Here is a 14537-nt window from a genome sequence, read left to right as displayed (position 1 = left end):
ATCTACTGTGAAGGTGGGCTTATCTCGGCGTCCACTCCGCCCACGCGGCCCCTGAACCGCGCTACGCTGAGCCGGCGCCTGCTAGACAATCGACCGACTCGATGACCGGATCGGCGCAAGACAGCCCGGTGGTCCACACCACCCGAGTCGATGAAAAACCATGTGCACCGCACCGGTAGGCTGGATATCTGTGCAGACCCACGAGATTCGACGGCGCTTCCTGGACCATTTCGTCCGTGCCGGGCATACCGAGGTACCGAGTGCCTCGTTGATCCTGGCCGACCCGAACCTGCTGTTCGTCAACGCAGGAATGGTCCAGTTCGTGCCGTTCTTCCTCGGTCAGCAGACCCCGCCGTACCCGACCGCGACGAGCGTGCAGAAGTGCGTGCGCACCGGTGACATCGAGAACGTCGGCGTCACCACCCGGCACAACACCTTCTTCCAGATGGCTGGCAACTTCAGCTTCGGCGACTACTTCAAGCGCGAGGCGATCACCTTCGCCTGGTCGCTGCTGACCAACAGCGTCGAGGACGGCGGCTACGGCTTCGATCCGCAACGACTCTGGGCCACCGTCTACCTCGATGACGATGAGGCCGAGCGGATCTGGCTCGAGATGGGCGTGCCCGCCGAGCGCATCCAGCGCCGTGGCATGGCCGACAACTACTGGTCGATGGGCATCCCAGGCCCGTGTGGTCCGTGCTCGGAGATCTACTACGACCGCGGACCCGAATACGGCATCGAGGGCGGCCCGGAGGCCGACGAGGATCGCTACATCGAGATCTGGAACCTCGTGTTCATGCAGAACGAGCGTGGCGCGGGCACCAGCAAGGACGACTTCGAGATCCTCGGCCCGCTGCCGAAGAAGAACATCGACACCGGTATGGGCGTCGAGCGTGTCGCGTTCCTGCTGCAGGGCGTCGACAACGTCTACGAAACCGACCTGCTGCGTCCGATCATCGACAAGGCCGAGGAGCTGACCGGCCGATCCTACGGCGTCACGCACGAGGACGACGTGCGGTTCCGGGTGATCGCCGACCATGCGCGCACCGGCGCCATGCTGATCGCCGACGGCGTCAACCCCGGCAACGACGGTCGCGGTTACGTGCTGCGCCGCCTGCTGCGCCGGATCGTCCGCTCGGCCCGCCTGCTCGGCGCGGAGAAGCCGGTGATGGGCGAGTTCATGAAGGTCGTCAGCGACCTGATGTCGCCGTCCTACCCGGAGCTCGCCACCGATTTCCGGCGCATCGAGACGGTCGCGGTGGGCGAGGAGACGGCGTTCCTCAAGACGCTGAACACCGGCTCCACCCTGTTCGACAACACGGCCGCCGCGGTGAAGTCCAAGGGCAGCAACACGATTGCGGGCTCGGACGCCTTCACCCTGCACGACACCTACGGCTTCCCGATCGACCTCACCCTGGAAATGGCCGCCGAGGCGGGCCTTTCGGTGGACGAGGACGGCTTCCGGTCGCTGATGGCCGAGCAGCGCAAGCGGGCCAAGGACGACGCGCAGGCGCGCAAGCACGCGCACGCCGACCTGACGGTCTACAAGGAACTGGTCGACCGCGGCGCCACCGAATTCACCGGCTTCGACGAGCTGACCTCCGAGGCGCACGTGCTCGCGCTGATCGCCGACGGCGTGCGGGTGCCCGTCGCCACGGTCGGCCAGGACGTCGAGGTGATCCTGGATCGCAGCCCGCTTTACGCCGAGTCCGGCGGTCAGATCGCCGACCGCGGTTCGATCACCGCCGCCGGGGTGAAGCTGCGGGTCAACGATGTGCAGAAGATCGCCAAGAAGGTGTGGGTGCACAAGTCCACCGTCGAGCAGGGTCAGCTCACCGAGGGCGATGTCGTTCTCGCGCAAGCGGATCCGGCCTGGCGCCGCGGCGCCACCCAGGGCCACTCCGGCACGCACATGGTGCACGGCGCGCTGCGTCAGATCCTCGGCCCGAACGCGGTGCAGGCCGGTTCGCTGAACAAGCCGGGCTACCTGCGGTTCGACTTCAACTGGCAGGGCCAGCTCTCCGAGCAGCAGAAGTCCGAGATCGAGGCGGTGTCCAACGACGCGGTCGGCGCGGATTTCCCGGTAAACACCTTCGTCACCGATCTGACCAAGGCCAAGGAGATGGGCGCGATGGCGCTCTTCGGCGAGAACTACGGCGACGAAGTGCGCGTGGTGGAGATCGGCGGCCCGTTCTCGATGGAGCTGTGCGGTGGCACGCACGTGCAGCATTCCTCGCAGATCGGCCCGATCACCGTGCTCGGTGAGTCGTCGGTCGGTTCCGGCATCCGGCGCGTGGAGGCCTTCGTCGGCCTCGACGCGTACAAGTACCTGGCCAAGGAACGCGCGCTGCTGGCCGGTGTGGCGTCCTCGCTGAAGGTGCCCTCGGACGAGGTGCCCGCGCGGGTCGAGCAGCTGGTCGAGCGGCTCAAGGTGGCCGAGAAGGAACTCGAGCGCACCAAGATGGCCGCGGTGCTGTCCTCGGCGGGCAAGTTCGTCGAGGAGGCCGAGCGGATCGGTAGTGTGCTGCTGGTTGCTGTGGCCGCGCCCGAAGGCGTGCCCGCCGGTGACCTGCGCACGCTGGCCACCGACATTCGTGGCCGGTTCGGCACGCTGGCCGCCGTCGTGGTGTTGCTCGGCAACGCCGACGGCAAGGTGCCGTTCGTGGTGACCGTCAACAAGGGCGCCCAGGAGCTCGGCTTCAAGGCCGGGGATCTGGTCGCCGCGTTCGGCCCGAGCATCGCGGGACGTGGTGGCGGCAAGCCGGAGATGGCGCAGGGCGCCGGTTCTGATCCGTCGGGCATTCCCACTGGCCTTGCGGCGGTCCGCGCTCGGGTGGCTGAACTGGCCGGGTGATGGCGGACCCCGATAGTCCCGAGAGGTCGGCGCCGGACGGCGCCGACCGGCCCCATCCCGACACCGATCCGGGTCGCGGCAGGCGAATTGCCGTCGATGTCGGCAGTGTCCGTATCGGCGTCGCGTCGAGCGACCCCGACTGCGTCCTCGCCACGCCCGTGGAGACTGTGCCGCGCGCGAAGCCGAACAAGCGCTCGGTCGGGATAGCCCCCGATATCGCCAGAATTGCTGAAATTGTGCGGGAGTACGAAGCCGTCGAGGTGATCGTGGGTCTGCCGCGAACATTGCGCGGGGAGAAGGGCACTGCCGCTACCATTGCCACCGCATTCGCCGAGCAGTTGCGGGTCGCCGTGTCGCCGGTACCTATACGACTTTCCGACGAACGTTTGACTACGGTGTCAGCTGCACGTGCATTGCGAGACAGTGGAGTTCGCGCACGTGGCCAGCGGCAAGTGATCGATCAGGCGGCGGCCGTCTCGATCCTGCAAGGATGGTTGGACGAACGGAGTGCGGTGTTGAGGTCGGTTGAAGCGGTGCGTCATGCGTCGTCTGAGGACGACGCATGACGGATCGATGGGCGCGGGCCGAGGAACGGTACCGACAGCGCGAAGCTGATCGGCGTTACCGGCGTGACGACCGCGCCTGGGGTGGGCAGAACAGCAGAGACACGCGCGGCAAGACGAACCGCGTGGTCGGCCGGGAGCAGGACGACTGGGACGACTACGAGGACGACACCACGGTCATCCCGCGCTACACCGACGACATGGACGACCAGCCGCCGCCCGCCCCGGCCCCCCGCCCGCGGGAGCGGCGCGGCACCGCGCGCCCGCGCGTCGGCCGCCGGGAAGCGGTCGAGCACGACGACGAAGAGCCCGAGGGGCGGCGCCGGTCGAAGACCCCGCAGCGCAGCAGGCGCTCCAGCCGGGTCGCCTCGCGTAAGGCCAAGGAGCGCAAGCGCCGTCGTCGCACCATGTGGCTCGTCGCCGGTGTCTTCGTGCTGCTGTTCGCCGGTGCCGCGGTCTTCGCGGGCATGAAGCTGATCAGCTCGCTCGGCAGCCCCGAGGACTACGCCGCCGGATCGCCGGGACCGCTCGTCGTGGTGCAGGTACACGATGGAGACGCCTCGCAGCAGATCGCGTCGACCATGAAGGAGCGCGGCGTCGTCGCCAGCACGGGCGCGTTCTTCGAAGCGGCCGTGCGGAATTCGAACATGAACTCGGTGCAGCCCGGCTTCTACGCGATCCCCGGCCACATCCCCGCCTCGCAGGCGGTGACCGCGTTGCTCGGCAAGCAGGCGCGCGTCGGAAACCTGGTCATCGCCGAGGGACGGCTGCTGCACGATCAATACGAGGTGGGCAGCGGCCGTCGCACCGACGGCATCTACCGGATGATGGCCGAGGCCAGCTGCATCGGCACCGGCCCGAGCAAGAAGTGCGTCACCTACGAACAACTCGAAGCCGCGGGTGCGAGCGTCGATCTGGCGGCGCTCGGCGTGCCCGCCTGGGCCGCGCAGGGCGTCAAGGACTGCCCGGACCGGGCCAGGCAGCTGGAGGGCCTGATCGCCGCGGGCACTTTGGATTTCGACCCGAGCGGCACCCCGGAGCAGATGCTGCGACAGGTCGTCACGGCGAGCGCCAAGAGCTACGAGTCCACCGGGCTGTTGCAGTCCGGCGGCGAGACCAAGTTGACGCCGTACCAGACGCTGATCGCCGCGTCGCTGGTCGAACGCGAAGCCAAGCCGCAGGACATGGGCAAGGTCGCGCGGGTGATCGTGAACCGGCTGCGGGTCCCGCAGATGCTGCAGTTCGACTCGACGGTGAACTACGCGCTGGACCGCACCGAGGTGCAGACCACCGACGCCGACCGCGCCGCCGAGACGCCGTGGAACACCTACGCGAAGATCGGCCTGCCCGCCACGCCGATCTCCGCGCCGTCGCTGAACGCGTTGCGCGCCATGGAGAATCCGGAAGCGGGTTCGTGGTTGTACTTCGTGACCGTCGACAAGCAGGGCACCACCCTGTTCACCGACGACTACAAGCAGCACCAGCGCTACATCCAGCAGGCCCAGGCGAGCGGAATCCTGGACAGTGGCCGCTGAACGTAAAGCGGCGGTGCTGGGCAAGCCCATCGCGCACTCCCGCTCGCCGCAGTTGCATCTGGCCGCGTATCGCGCGCTCGGGCTCGATTGGAGCTACGAGCGCATCGAATGCACGGCCGAGCAGCTGCCCGGACTGGTCGACGGGCTCGGGCCGGAATGGGTCGGGCTGTCGGTGACCATGCCGGGCAAGGAGGCCGCGCTGGCTTATGCCGCTGAGCGCACCGAACGGGCGGTGTTGGTCGGCTCGGCCAACACCCTGGTGCGCACCGATGCGGGCTGGTGGGCCGACTGCACCGACGTGGACGGCGTGCTCGGCGCGCTGCGCGGCGGTGGGGTCACCGATGTGACCGAGGCCGTGGTGCTCGGTGCCGGGGGGACCGCGCGGCCCGCGTTGCTCGCGCTGTCCGAACTCGGCGCGAAGACCGTCACGGTGATCGCCCGCGATGCGGGACGGGCAAGCAGCGCACTGGATCTCGCGGAGCGGCTCGGCATGAACGCGGCGGTGACCAGCTTCGATCCGGCCGCGCTCGCCGGGCTCTGTGAGCGGGCCGGTGCCGTGGTCAGCACGATTCCGGCCGAGGCGGCGGCGGTGGTCGCGGACGCGGTCGCGACGGCGCCCGTGGTGCTCGACGCGATCTACAACCCGTGGCCGACGCCGCTGGCGGAGGCGGTGGCGCGGGCCGGGAACACGGTGGTGAGTGGATTGCAGATGCTGCTGAATCAGGCGTACGGGCAGGTCGAGCAGTTCACCGGCCGTCCGGCGCCGCGGCCCGAAATGGCGGCGGCACTGGAGAATTCGGCCTGAGCTCGCTTCTTCGGTCTCGTCCAAGTAAGCCTGCCGTCGTTCCGGAGTAAGCCACGGTCGTGCCGAGGTGCGCCCAGGGTCGCGTCGAGGTGAGCCCCGTCGTTCCGGAGTATGCCGAGGTGCGCTTGGGAGTCGTGTCGAAGCAATCCCCGTCGCTCCGAAATCCGCCGCGGTCGCTTCGAAGCGAGTCCGCGGTCGTGTCGAGGGGTGCGGCCGGGGTCGCGTCGAAGTAAGCCCGCGGTCGCTCCGAATCGAGCCGGGACATTCGACGAACGGGACAGTCGGTGATTCAATCGGCCGCGGTTGCGATGTGCGGCCGCTCGGAAACTGATACCGGTTCTAGTTTGGTTCGGCGATGTGCAGGGTTATGGTGGTGCGCATGAATGCTTGGGTGTTGCGGGCCATCGTGCTCGGTGCGCTGGTTGTCCTGCTGCGTGCCGTGCTCGGGTTCGCGATGGTGAACTGGCCGACCCACGGGGTCTGGATGCGGGTGTTCTGCCTGATCGTGCTCGTGGGCGCCGTGCTGTACTGGGGCCTGCTGGACGGCCGCAAGGATCGGACGGCCCAGCCTGACCCGGAGCGCGGCACCGACCTGACCTTGCTGTGGCTCAAGGCCGCGGCGGCGGCCGGCCTGGGTAGCGGCCTCGGTGCCTGGATCATCGACTGGCTGCCCAAGTTCGACCTCGGCGACAACGGCATTCTCTTCGAACTCACCGCGGGCGCCGCGTTCATCGTCCTGCTGATCTTCATCCCCGCGCTCATCGGCGTCGGGATCGGCCGGATGCTCTCGGATCGCACGCACAACAAGCAGTCGACACCCGCGCACACCGCCGCCTGAAGCACGCGAAACGGCGCACTCCGATCGTGGGGTGCGCCGTTTCTGCTGTCCGTGTATGCCCTTGTCAGTGCCTCCACCGCCGGTATCATGTTGCTCAGCAATGTATTTCAAGGGGGGCATTGTCATGAGCCGAACTGGCATCCGCAGGCAGAGTGCGTCGCGCGCACGGTAACGGAACGACCTCTGGGTTCCGGCCGACTGAGCCCTCCGTACTGATCCGATAGCCACCGGGTCGGTGGCCGTGACAAGGGGGATGCACATGATCAAGTGGGCTGGCTGGCTAATCGTGTTCTTCGGAGCCGCGCACACGATAAGCGCGCTGACGGTGGAGGAGGCGTGGCGGCACTTCGGGGCGTGGTTCAGCGGCGAACTGTGGGGGAACGATTTCGCCGATATGAGTCAGGCGAACAGCGCGTGGTGGTTGTCGATGGACAGCTTCGGCATACCACTGATACTGGTCGGCCTGATTGTGCTGTGGCTGGACCGCCGCGGCATCACGCCGCCGCAGTTCATCGGGTGGACGCTGGGGGCCTGGACCATCGTCGGCGCCGTCGTGCTGCTGCCGACGCCGTGGCCGATCCCGCTGGTCGCGAGCATTCTGCTGTTGGTCGGAGCTCGACGTGCGCCCCACTCCGGCGCAACACAGTCCGCATCAGGGACCGAGTTGTGACCGGAGCAGGGCGGGTCGACTACAGCAGGATGCCGGTGCTCGGCGTGCCTTCGCGGAGGATCGCGGAGTAGGCCGCGGCGAGGAGGGTGGGATCGGGGCCCTCCAGGCGGCCGGGCTTGGCGAGGCCGTCCAGCACGACGAAGCGCAGGACGCCCGAACGTGTCTTCTTGTCCGTTTGCATGGTGTCGAGGAGCTGGGGGAGGGCGTCGGCGTCGTAAGTCGTCGGCAGGCCGACGCTTTCCAGGACGGCGCGATGGCGGTCGGCGGTGGCGTCGTCGAGGCGGCCCGCGAGGCGGCCGAGTTCGGCGGCGAACACCAGGCCGACGGAGACCGCTGCGCCGTGGCGCCAGCGGTAGCGCTCGCGGCGCTCGATCGCGTGGCCGAGGGTGTGACCGTAGTTGAGGATCTCGCGGAGGCTGGCCTCCTTGAGGTCGGCGGCGACGACGTCGGCCTTCACCTGGATCGCGCGCCGGATCAGCTCGGGCAGCACGTCGCCGGTGGGGTCGAGGGCGGCCGCTGGGTCGCGCTCGATCAGGTCCAGGATCACCGGGTCGGCGATGAAACCGGCCTTGATGATCTCGGCCATGCCCGCCACGATCTCGTTGCGTGGCACCGTTTCCAGCGTGACCAGGTCGACGAGCACGGCGGCGGGCTCGTGGAAGCAACCGACCAGGTTCTTGCCCGCCTCGGTGTTGATGCCGGTCTTGCCGCCGACGGCCGCGTCGACCATGGCCAGCAGCGTCGTCGGCACGTGCACGATCTGGACGCCGCGCATCCAGGTGGCGGCCACGAAACCGGCCAGGTCGGTCGCGGCGCCGCCGCCGAGGCTCACCACGACATCGTTGCGGGTCAAGCCGATTCGGCCGAGCACCTCCCAGCAGAAGCCGGCGACGGCGAGTTCCTTACCCGCCTCGGCGTCCGGGATCTCGATGCGGTGCGCGTCGATGCCGGTGTCGGCCAACGCCTTCCGCACCGCCTCGGCGGTCTCGGCGAGCGGCGGCTGGTGGAAGATCGCGACCGTCCGCACGCCCTTCGTCGCGCCGTTGACCGCCTCGACGAGCTCACCGAGCAACCCGCGACCGATGATCACCGGATACGGATCGGCGGTACGAACTTCGAGACGATTCGGCTCTGTCACGTCTGCTCCGATTCTGTTTGTGCTTCTTGGGATTTGCGGGCGCGCACGCGGGCGCGGCGTGCACGGGCGCGCCTGGCTCGCCCGCTGGATCGCGCGTTCTTGCTGGGTTCTTCCGTGCCGTCCGACTGGGTTGGCGCGTCGGTCTGGTCTTGCGCGGCCGCGCGACGAGCGCGCCAGCCTCGGCCGGTCGAGTCAGAACCGTCGGCAGACTTGGCGGTTGCGGCTCCGTCGGGGGACTTGGCAGCTGCGATTCCATCGGCCGCAGGCTCTCCAGCTGTTGAGCCGTCCGCCCCCGAGGGCTCGCCGGGTTGGGCTGCGGTCCCGGCACGACGCGTGCGCCAGCTCCGGCCACCCGCATTCGCGGCGGCCTTTCCTGTCGGAGTAGACGTCGGCGGCTCTCCGGATGCCTCCGCTTCCCGCGCGGCCGCTGCGCGACGAGCGGCAGCACGTGCCCGCGCTCGGCGGCGGGCCCGAGATCGGCTGCTGCCCTGCGGGGTTCCGGTGTTCTCGTCCTCTGCGGTGGCGGGCGCAGTTGTGGTCTCGGGCAGATCCGTGCAGTCAGCATCCGTTCCGATATCCGGATCGGCGGGTTCGACGCCGAGTTTCGCTAGGACCATTTTGACGACTCGACCAGGGCTGCGACCGTCGGTGCGCACCCGGACCGAGGCGACCTCGCGATAGAGCGGGCGGCGCTTGCGCATCAGCTCGCGGTACTTGGCGGCGGGATCGGCACCGTTGAGCAGCGGCCGATTGGTACTGGCCCCCGTGCGGCGGAGTCCTTCGCCCACACTGATTTCCAGGTAGACGACGGTGCGGTTGCGCAGCAGCGCCCTGGTGTCCTCGGACAGCACGGCACCGCCGCCGAGTGAGACCACGCCGCGCTCTGCGAGGATCGCGCGCCGCACCACCCGCTCCTCGATCTTGCGGAATTCGGGCTCGCCGTCGGTGGCGAAGATCTCGGGAATGGTGCGACCGGTCTCGCGTTCGATGCCCGCGTCGGTGTCGTACAGCTCGACGCCGAGTTCCTTGGCGAGCTTGCGGCCGATCGTCGTTTTCCCCGCACCCGGCGGTCCGACCAGCACCACGCGCGGCGCGCGCGGATCGGTCTGCACGATCATGGCGTGCTGGCGTCAGCGGGCGCGTTATGCGGGCGGTCGCTGATCCGCTTGACGTAGCTGGTGATGTTCTCCAGGGTCTCGCCCAGCGAGTCGCCACCGAACTTCTCCAGCGCGGCCTGCGCGACAACGAGCGCGACCATGGATTCGGCGACCACGCCCGCGGCGGGCACGGCACACACGTCCGAGCGCTGGTGGATCGCGACGGCTTCCTCGCCGGTGGTCATGTCGACGGTCGCCAGGGCACGCGGCACCGTCGAGATCGGCTTCATCGCGGCGCGCACGCGCAGTGCCTCGCCATTGGTCATGCCACCCTCCAGGCCGCCGGCCCGGTTGGTGGAGCGCAGCACGCCGTCGGTGCCCGGCCGCATCTCGTCGTGCGCCTGGCTGCCGCGGCGGCGCGCGGTCTCGAAGCCGTCGCCGACCTCGACGCCCTTGATGGCTTGAATGCCCATGAGCGCGCCCGCGAGTCGGGAGTCGAGGCGGTTCTCGCCGCTGGTGAACGAGCCGAGCCCGACCGGAAGTCCGTCGATGACCACCTCGACGACGCCGCCGAGGGTGTCGCCGTCCTTCTTGGCTGCTTCGATCTCCGCGATCATCGCGGCCTCGGCGTCCTTGTCGAACGAGCGCACCGGGCTCTCATCGATGGCAGCAAGATCGCCGGCGGTCGGCACGACACCGGTGGTGTTCTGTGCGGTGCCGATCGAGACGACGTGCGAGATGACCTCGACGCCGAACGCCTGACGCAGGAAGTTCCGTGCCACGGTGCCCGCGGCGACGCGCGCCGCGGTCTCCCGGGCGCTGGCGCGCTCCAGCACGTTGCGGGCGTCGTCGAAGCCGTACTTGAGCATGCCGGAGTAGTCGGCGTGGCCGGGGCGCGGCCGGGTGAGCGGGGCGTTGCGGGCCAGTTCGGCGAGCTCGTCGGGGTCGACCGGGTCGGCGGACATGACGGTCGTCCACTTCGGCCATTCGGAGTTGGCGATCTCGATGGCGACCGGACCGCCCATGGTGCGGCCGTGCCGGACACCGCCGACGACGGTCACCTTGTCGGCCTCGAACTTCATCCTGGCGCCGCGCCCGTACCCGAGCCTGCGCCGCGCTAACTGCGCAGAGATCTCGTCGGACGTGACCTCGACACCAGCCACCATCCCCTCGAGGATGGTGACGAGAGCGGGACCGTGGGATTCTCCGGCAGTTATCCAGCGCAACACGCCCACCATCTTCCCATGTCGGCGCGGCCGCCCTGGCAAGCGGCCCGCAGTGATAGCGGGCGCGTTCGGCACACCCGCCCCCACCCGCACCCGTCCGCGTACCGCGCGCGGCCCGCCACGATGACGGAACGCGCGCCCCGTCGCGCACTGGGCGGGCGCGTCGGGCCCCGCAGCGATGGCACACGCGCGACTCATCCGGCAATCCCTACAACCAGCGCGCATACCGCGCGACAGGCGCATAGCGGCTTCGTGCGGCGCGATCATCCGGCAGCCCCTGCGGCCTAGCGCACATACCGTCGCCAGGCGCATGGCTGGCCCAGCGTTCCGTCGATGTCGGCGGAGCGGGCCGCCGGTCGCTCGGATTCGATGCGGCGCGATCATCCGGCGGTCCCGATGGCCAGCGCACACAGAGTTGCCAAACACATGGATGGCCCGTGCGGTACCGCGATTCGGCGGGGCGCGTCGTGCTGGTCGTTGGGGGCTCGGATTCGATGCTGGGCGATCACCGCGATTCCGGCGCACGCGGTGAGCAGAGGCGCGGCCAGTGCCGCCCAGACCCAGGCCTGCCCACCTCCGAGGGCCGCTGCTGCGCCCAACCCGACGGCAAGCTTCACATCTCCGGCACCGAACGCCGCGGGGAGAACCAGGTGCACCAGCAGGTATGGCACTGCGAGTAGTACGGCACCGACCAACGCGGCTGTGTATCGACTTGTGGACAGCGCGTACGCGAACACCGCGACGGCACCCCATCCGGTCAGCAGATTCGGTAGCCGCCGGTGTCGAAAATCGATGACGCTCAACACAACACACCACGCGAGGAGGGCGGCGAAGGCAACGATCGGCATGCCGTCCACTCTTGTCCGATCGCGGCGCGAGACAACCCCGCTTGCCCGGAATGTGGATAGCTTTCCGACATGTGAACAACTGCTCTCCGCATGCCGTCCGGTACGTAATTCGGCCAGCGCCAACGGCATTCCGCGTCGGACACCAAGATCGCCGCTGCCCGGTCAGCGGAGTGGCAGCGGCCAGTACACGTGTTGCATGCGGAGATACGGCGTGTCGGCGGTAGCTTTGAACCATGTGTGCTGATCACGTGGGCCATAAGCCCGACTACGCCGCGCGGCGTGGCGCGCTGCGGAGCCTGCTGGTGGAAAACGGGGTAGACGCCCTGCTGGTCACCGACCTGGTGAATCTCCGGTACCTGACCGGGTTCACCGGATCCAACGCGGCGCTGCTCGTGCACTCCTGGGACATGCGCGACGCGGAAGAGCGCACGGTCATCGGCACCGACGGCCGCTACCGCACCCAGGTCGCCGAGCAGGTCCCGGACCTGCGGGCCGAGATCGCCAGGGCCACCGCCCGCCGGATCATCGAGCTGGCCGGGGAATGGCAGCTCGGCCGGATCGGCTACGAGAGCCACATCGTCACCGTCGACCAGCACCGCGGCTTCGTCGAGCAATGCACCGGCCTCGAGTTCGTCGCCACCCCCGGCCTGGTCGAGCAGCTGCGCATGGTCAAGGACGCGTATGAGGTGGCACAGCTCCGCGCGGCCTGCACGGCGGGCGACGCCGGACTCGCCACCCTGCTCGAGCGCGGCCTGCTACGTCCCGGCCGCACCGAGAAGCAGGTCGCCCGGGACCTCGAATGGGCCATGTTCGAGCACGGCGCCGACGCGGTGTCGTTCGAGACCATCGTGGCGGCCGGCGTGAATTCGGCTGTCCCGCATCATCGGCCGACCGAGGCGGTCCTCGCCACCGGCGATTTCGTCAAGCTCGACTTCGGCGCGACGATCGGCGGCTACCACTCGGACATGACCCGCACCCTCGTCCTCGGCCAGCCTAGCGACTGGCAACGCGAGGTATACGCGCTGGTCGAAGCCTCGCAGCGGGCCGGACGGGAAGCGCTGCGACCCGGTGCCAAGGTCGACGAGGTGGACGCGGCCTCGCGCTCGGTGATCGAGGCGGCCGGGCACGGCAAACTGTTCGTGCACGGCCTCGGGCACGGGGTGGGACTGCAGATCCACGAAGCGCCGGGCATCGCGAAAAACGGAACCGGTACACTTCTTGCTGGCGTGGCGGTGACCGTCGAACCCGGTGTGTACTTTCCCGGCCGCGGCGGAGTCCGGATCGAGGACACGCTCGTGGTGCGCGAAGGGGGCCCGGAGTTGCTCACCAACACCAGCAAAGACCTGACCGTCGTCGAATGACGTCGGTTGACCATCATGTTGTTTACGAACTAGGAGATCCGAGGACAGTGGCGGACACCAGCGACTTCAAGAACGGCCTTGTGCTGAAAATCGACGGTCAGCTCCAGCAGATCATCGAATTCCAGCACGTCAAGCCGGGCAAGGGCCCCGCGTTCGTGCGGACCAAGCTGAAGAACGTGCTGTCCGGCAAGGTCGTCGACAAGACGTTCAACGCGGGCGTCAAAGTGGAGACCGCGACGGTCGACCGCCGCGACATGACCTACCTGTACCACGACGGCTCGGACTTCGTCTTCATGGACGGCGACACCTTCGACCAGATCTCTATCTCCGAGGGCACCATCGGCCCCGGCTCGCGCTTCCTGCTGGAGAACATGACCGTGCAGGTCGCCACGCACGAGGGCGCGCCGCTGTACGTCGAGCTCCCGGTCACGGTCGAGCTCCAGGTGCAGCACACCGACATCGGCCTGCAGGGCGACCGCTCCACCGGCGGCACCAAGCCGGCCACCCTGGAGACCGGCGCCGAGGTGCAGGTCCCGCTGTTCATCAACACCGGCGACAAGCTGCGCATCGATTCGCGTGACGGCAGCTACCTCGGCCGAGTCAACGCCTGATCGCTGCCCGCGATGGCAGTGTCAGGCCCGGAGGCGGTAGCGCGGCGTTACCACGTAGGGCCCGCTGCTACCGCCATTAGAAACGGCGACTGAGATAATGGTGACTGTGGCTGAACAGCCGGTAGACAAGAAGTCCTTCAAGAAGCTCGGCACGCGGCACAAAGCCCGCCGCCGAGCCGTCGACCTGCTCTTCGAGGCAGAGGCACGCGACGTGGACCCGGCCGACCTGCTCGACGAGCGGGTCGAACTGGCCACCCGCGACCAGGCCGTCGCGCCGGTGCACGCCTACACCCACACGCTGGTCGAGGGCGTCGCCGACGACCTCGATCGGGTGGACGGCACCATCGAGTCCTACCTCAAGGACTGGGAACTGTCCCGGCTGCCCGCCGTCGACCGCGCCATCCTGCGGATCGCGGTGTGGGAGTTGTTCCACGCCAACGACGTTCCGCCGGTCGTCGCGGTGGACGAGGCGGTGGAGCTGGCCAAGGAGCTGTCCACCGACGACTCCCCGTCGTTCGTGAACGGCGTGCTCGGCCAGGTCGTGCTGGTCGCGCCGCAGGTGCGCGCCGCCGCGGCCGCCACCCGCGCGCCGCGCCCGGAAGCCGACGCGTGAAGAAGTACCTCGTGCTGGCGATGCGCACGCCGCGCTTCGACCCGGCCGTGATCGAGCCGCACAAGGTCTTCCTGAAGCAGCTGAGCGAGCAGGGACAACTGGTCGAGAGCGCGCGCTTCACCGACGGCACGGGTGGGGCGTACTTCATCGCCGCCGAAAACCTCGATGCCGCAAGGGAACTCGCGTTCGCCGACCCGGTGCACACCACCGGTTCCTCGGAAGTCACCGTCTACGAGTGGGAACCCACCACCCCGAACTGACCCCTACGCAGCCGCGCACCTCTTGACGTGGCGCACACCGAATCGCATGCGATTGGGTCTGCGGGACATCAGAAAGTGTGCGGCTGTTTCGTCTGCGGGCCCTTGCGCTCCCGCCGGG

13 protein-coding genes and 1 pseudogene are annotated in these 14537 nt (G+C 68.6%); 10 read left to right on the top strand and 4 right to left on the bottom strand.

Features of this window, described 5'->3' with window-relative positions; all coding sequences use genetic code 11:
* The first annotated feature begins 190 nt into the window (after positions 1 to 190).
* The 6 genes from alaS to ACQPW1_RS33585 all read left to right on the top strand — a co-directional run bounded on the left by alaS (position 191) and on the right by ACQPW1_RS33585 (position 7265).
* Positions 191 to 2854, top strand: coding sequence for an alanine--tRNA ligase (alaS, locus tag ACQPW1_RS33610; protein WP_433656002.1), 2664 nt, complete (start codon positions 191 to 193; stop codon positions 2852 to 2854).
* A complete protein-coding gene (gene ruvX, locus ACQPW1_RS33605; protein WP_433665405.1) occupies positions 2854 to 3420 on the top strand; it encodes a Holliday junction resolvase RuvX in 567 nt (188 codons plus the stop codon). Before alaS ends, ruvX begins: the two co-directional genes overlap by 1 nt.
* Entirely contained in the window at positions 3417 to 4952 is a 1536-nt protein-coding gene (locus ACQPW1_RS33600) for an endolytic transglycosylase MltG (RefSeq protein ID WP_433656000.1), read from the top strand. Before ruvX ends, ACQPW1_RS33600 begins: the two co-directional genes overlap by 4 nt.
* On the top strand, positions 4942 to 5757 hold the full coding sequence (locus tag ACQPW1_RS33595; RefSeq protein WP_433655998.1) for a shikimate dehydrogenase: 816 nt from the start codon (positions 4942 to 4944) through the stop codon (positions 5755 to 5757). The genes ACQPW1_RS33600 and ACQPW1_RS33595 overlap by 11 nt, the downstream gene beginning before the upstream one ends.
* Positions 5758 to 6136: 379 nt before the next feature.
* A complete protein-coding gene (locus tag ACQPW1_RS33590) occupies positions 6137 to 6595 on the top strand; it encodes a B-4DMT family transporter (protein WP_433655996.1) in 459 nt (152 codons plus the stop codon).
* A 259-nt stretch (positions 6596 to 6854) separates the two neighbouring features.
* Positions 6855 to 7265, top strand: coding sequence for a DUF6463 family protein (locus tag ACQPW1_RS33585; RefSeq protein ID WP_433655994.1), 411 nt, complete (start codon positions 6855 to 6857; stop codon positions 7263 to 7265).
* A 19-nt stretch (positions 7266 to 7284) separates the two neighbouring features.
* On the opposite strand, the gene aroB is transcribed toward ACQPW1_RS33585, so the two are convergent.
* From aroB to ACQPW1_RS33565, 4 genes and pseudogenes are all read right to left on the bottom strand, one after another.
* The gene (gene aroB, locus ACQPW1_RS33580; RefSeq protein ID WP_433655992.1) at positions 7285 to 8403 is read right to left on the bottom strand and encodes a 3-dehydroquinate synthase; all 1119 of its coding nucleotides are present in this window, start codon (positions 8401 to 8403) and stop codon (positions 7285 to 7287) included.
* A 599-nt stretch (positions 8404 to 9002) separates the two neighbouring features.
* Positions 9003 to 9521: pseudogene (locus ACQPW1_RS33575) on the bottom strand (shikimate kinase); the annotation flags it as partial.
* Positions 9518 to 10729, bottom strand: coding sequence for a chorismate synthase (gene aroC, locus ACQPW1_RS33570; RefSeq protein ID WP_433665404.1), 1212 nt, complete (start codon positions 10727 to 10729; stop codon positions 9518 to 9520). The gene aroC and the pseudogene ACQPW1_RS33575, both read right to left, overlap by 4 nt.
* A 377-nt stretch (positions 10730 to 11106) precedes the next feature.
* Positions 11107 to 11574 carry a prepilin peptidase gene (locus ACQPW1_RS33565; protein WP_433655990.1) on the bottom strand — a complete coding sequence of 156 codons (468 nt, stop codon included), beginning with the start codon at positions 11572 to 11574 and terminating at the stop codon, positions 11107 to 11109.
* Positions 11575 to 11807: 233 nt separating this feature from the next.
* Here ACQPW1_RS33565 and ACQPW1_RS33560 point away from each other — a divergent pair, with 233 nt between their 5' ends.
* The 4 genes from ACQPW1_RS33560 (at position 11808) to ACQPW1_RS33545 (ending at position 14419) form a co-directional block, all read left to right on the top strand.
* Positions 11808 to 12935: a M24 family metallopeptidase gene (locus ACQPW1_RS33560; protein WP_433655989.1), complete on the top strand. Its 1128-nt coding sequence runs from the start codon at positions 11808 to 11810 to the stop codon at positions 12933 to 12935.
* A 47-nt stretch (positions 12936 to 12982) separates the two neighbouring features.
* Positions 12983 to 13546, top strand: coding sequence for an elongation factor P (gene efp, locus ACQPW1_RS33555; protein WP_433655987.1), 564 nt, complete (start codon positions 12983 to 12985; stop codon positions 13544 to 13546).
* A 106-nt stretch (positions 13547 to 13652) separates the two neighbouring features.
* Positions 13653 to 14159 carry a transcription antitermination factor NusB gene (nusB, locus tag ACQPW1_RS33550; protein WP_433655985.1) on the top strand — a complete coding sequence of 169 codons (507 nt, stop codon included), beginning with the start codon at positions 13653 to 13655 and terminating at the stop codon, positions 14157 to 14159.
* Positions 14156 to 14419 carry a YciI family protein gene (locus ACQPW1_RS33545; RefSeq protein ID WP_433655983.1) on the top strand — a complete coding sequence of 88 codons (264 nt, stop codon included), beginning with the start codon at positions 14156 to 14158 and terminating at the stop codon, positions 14417 to 14419. Before nusB ends, ACQPW1_RS33545 begins: the two co-directional genes overlap by 4 nt.
* Positions 14420 to 14537 lie beyond the last annotated feature (118 nt).

The organism is Nocardia sp. CA-128927 (assembly GCF_050955855.1).
In the GTDB taxonomy this organism is placed as follows: Bacteria; Actinomycetota; Actinomycetes; order Mycobacteriales; family Mycobacteriaceae; genus Nocardia.
Note: the sequence above shows the minus strand (reverse complement) of the source record. Positions and strands in the feature narration are given on the sequence as shown.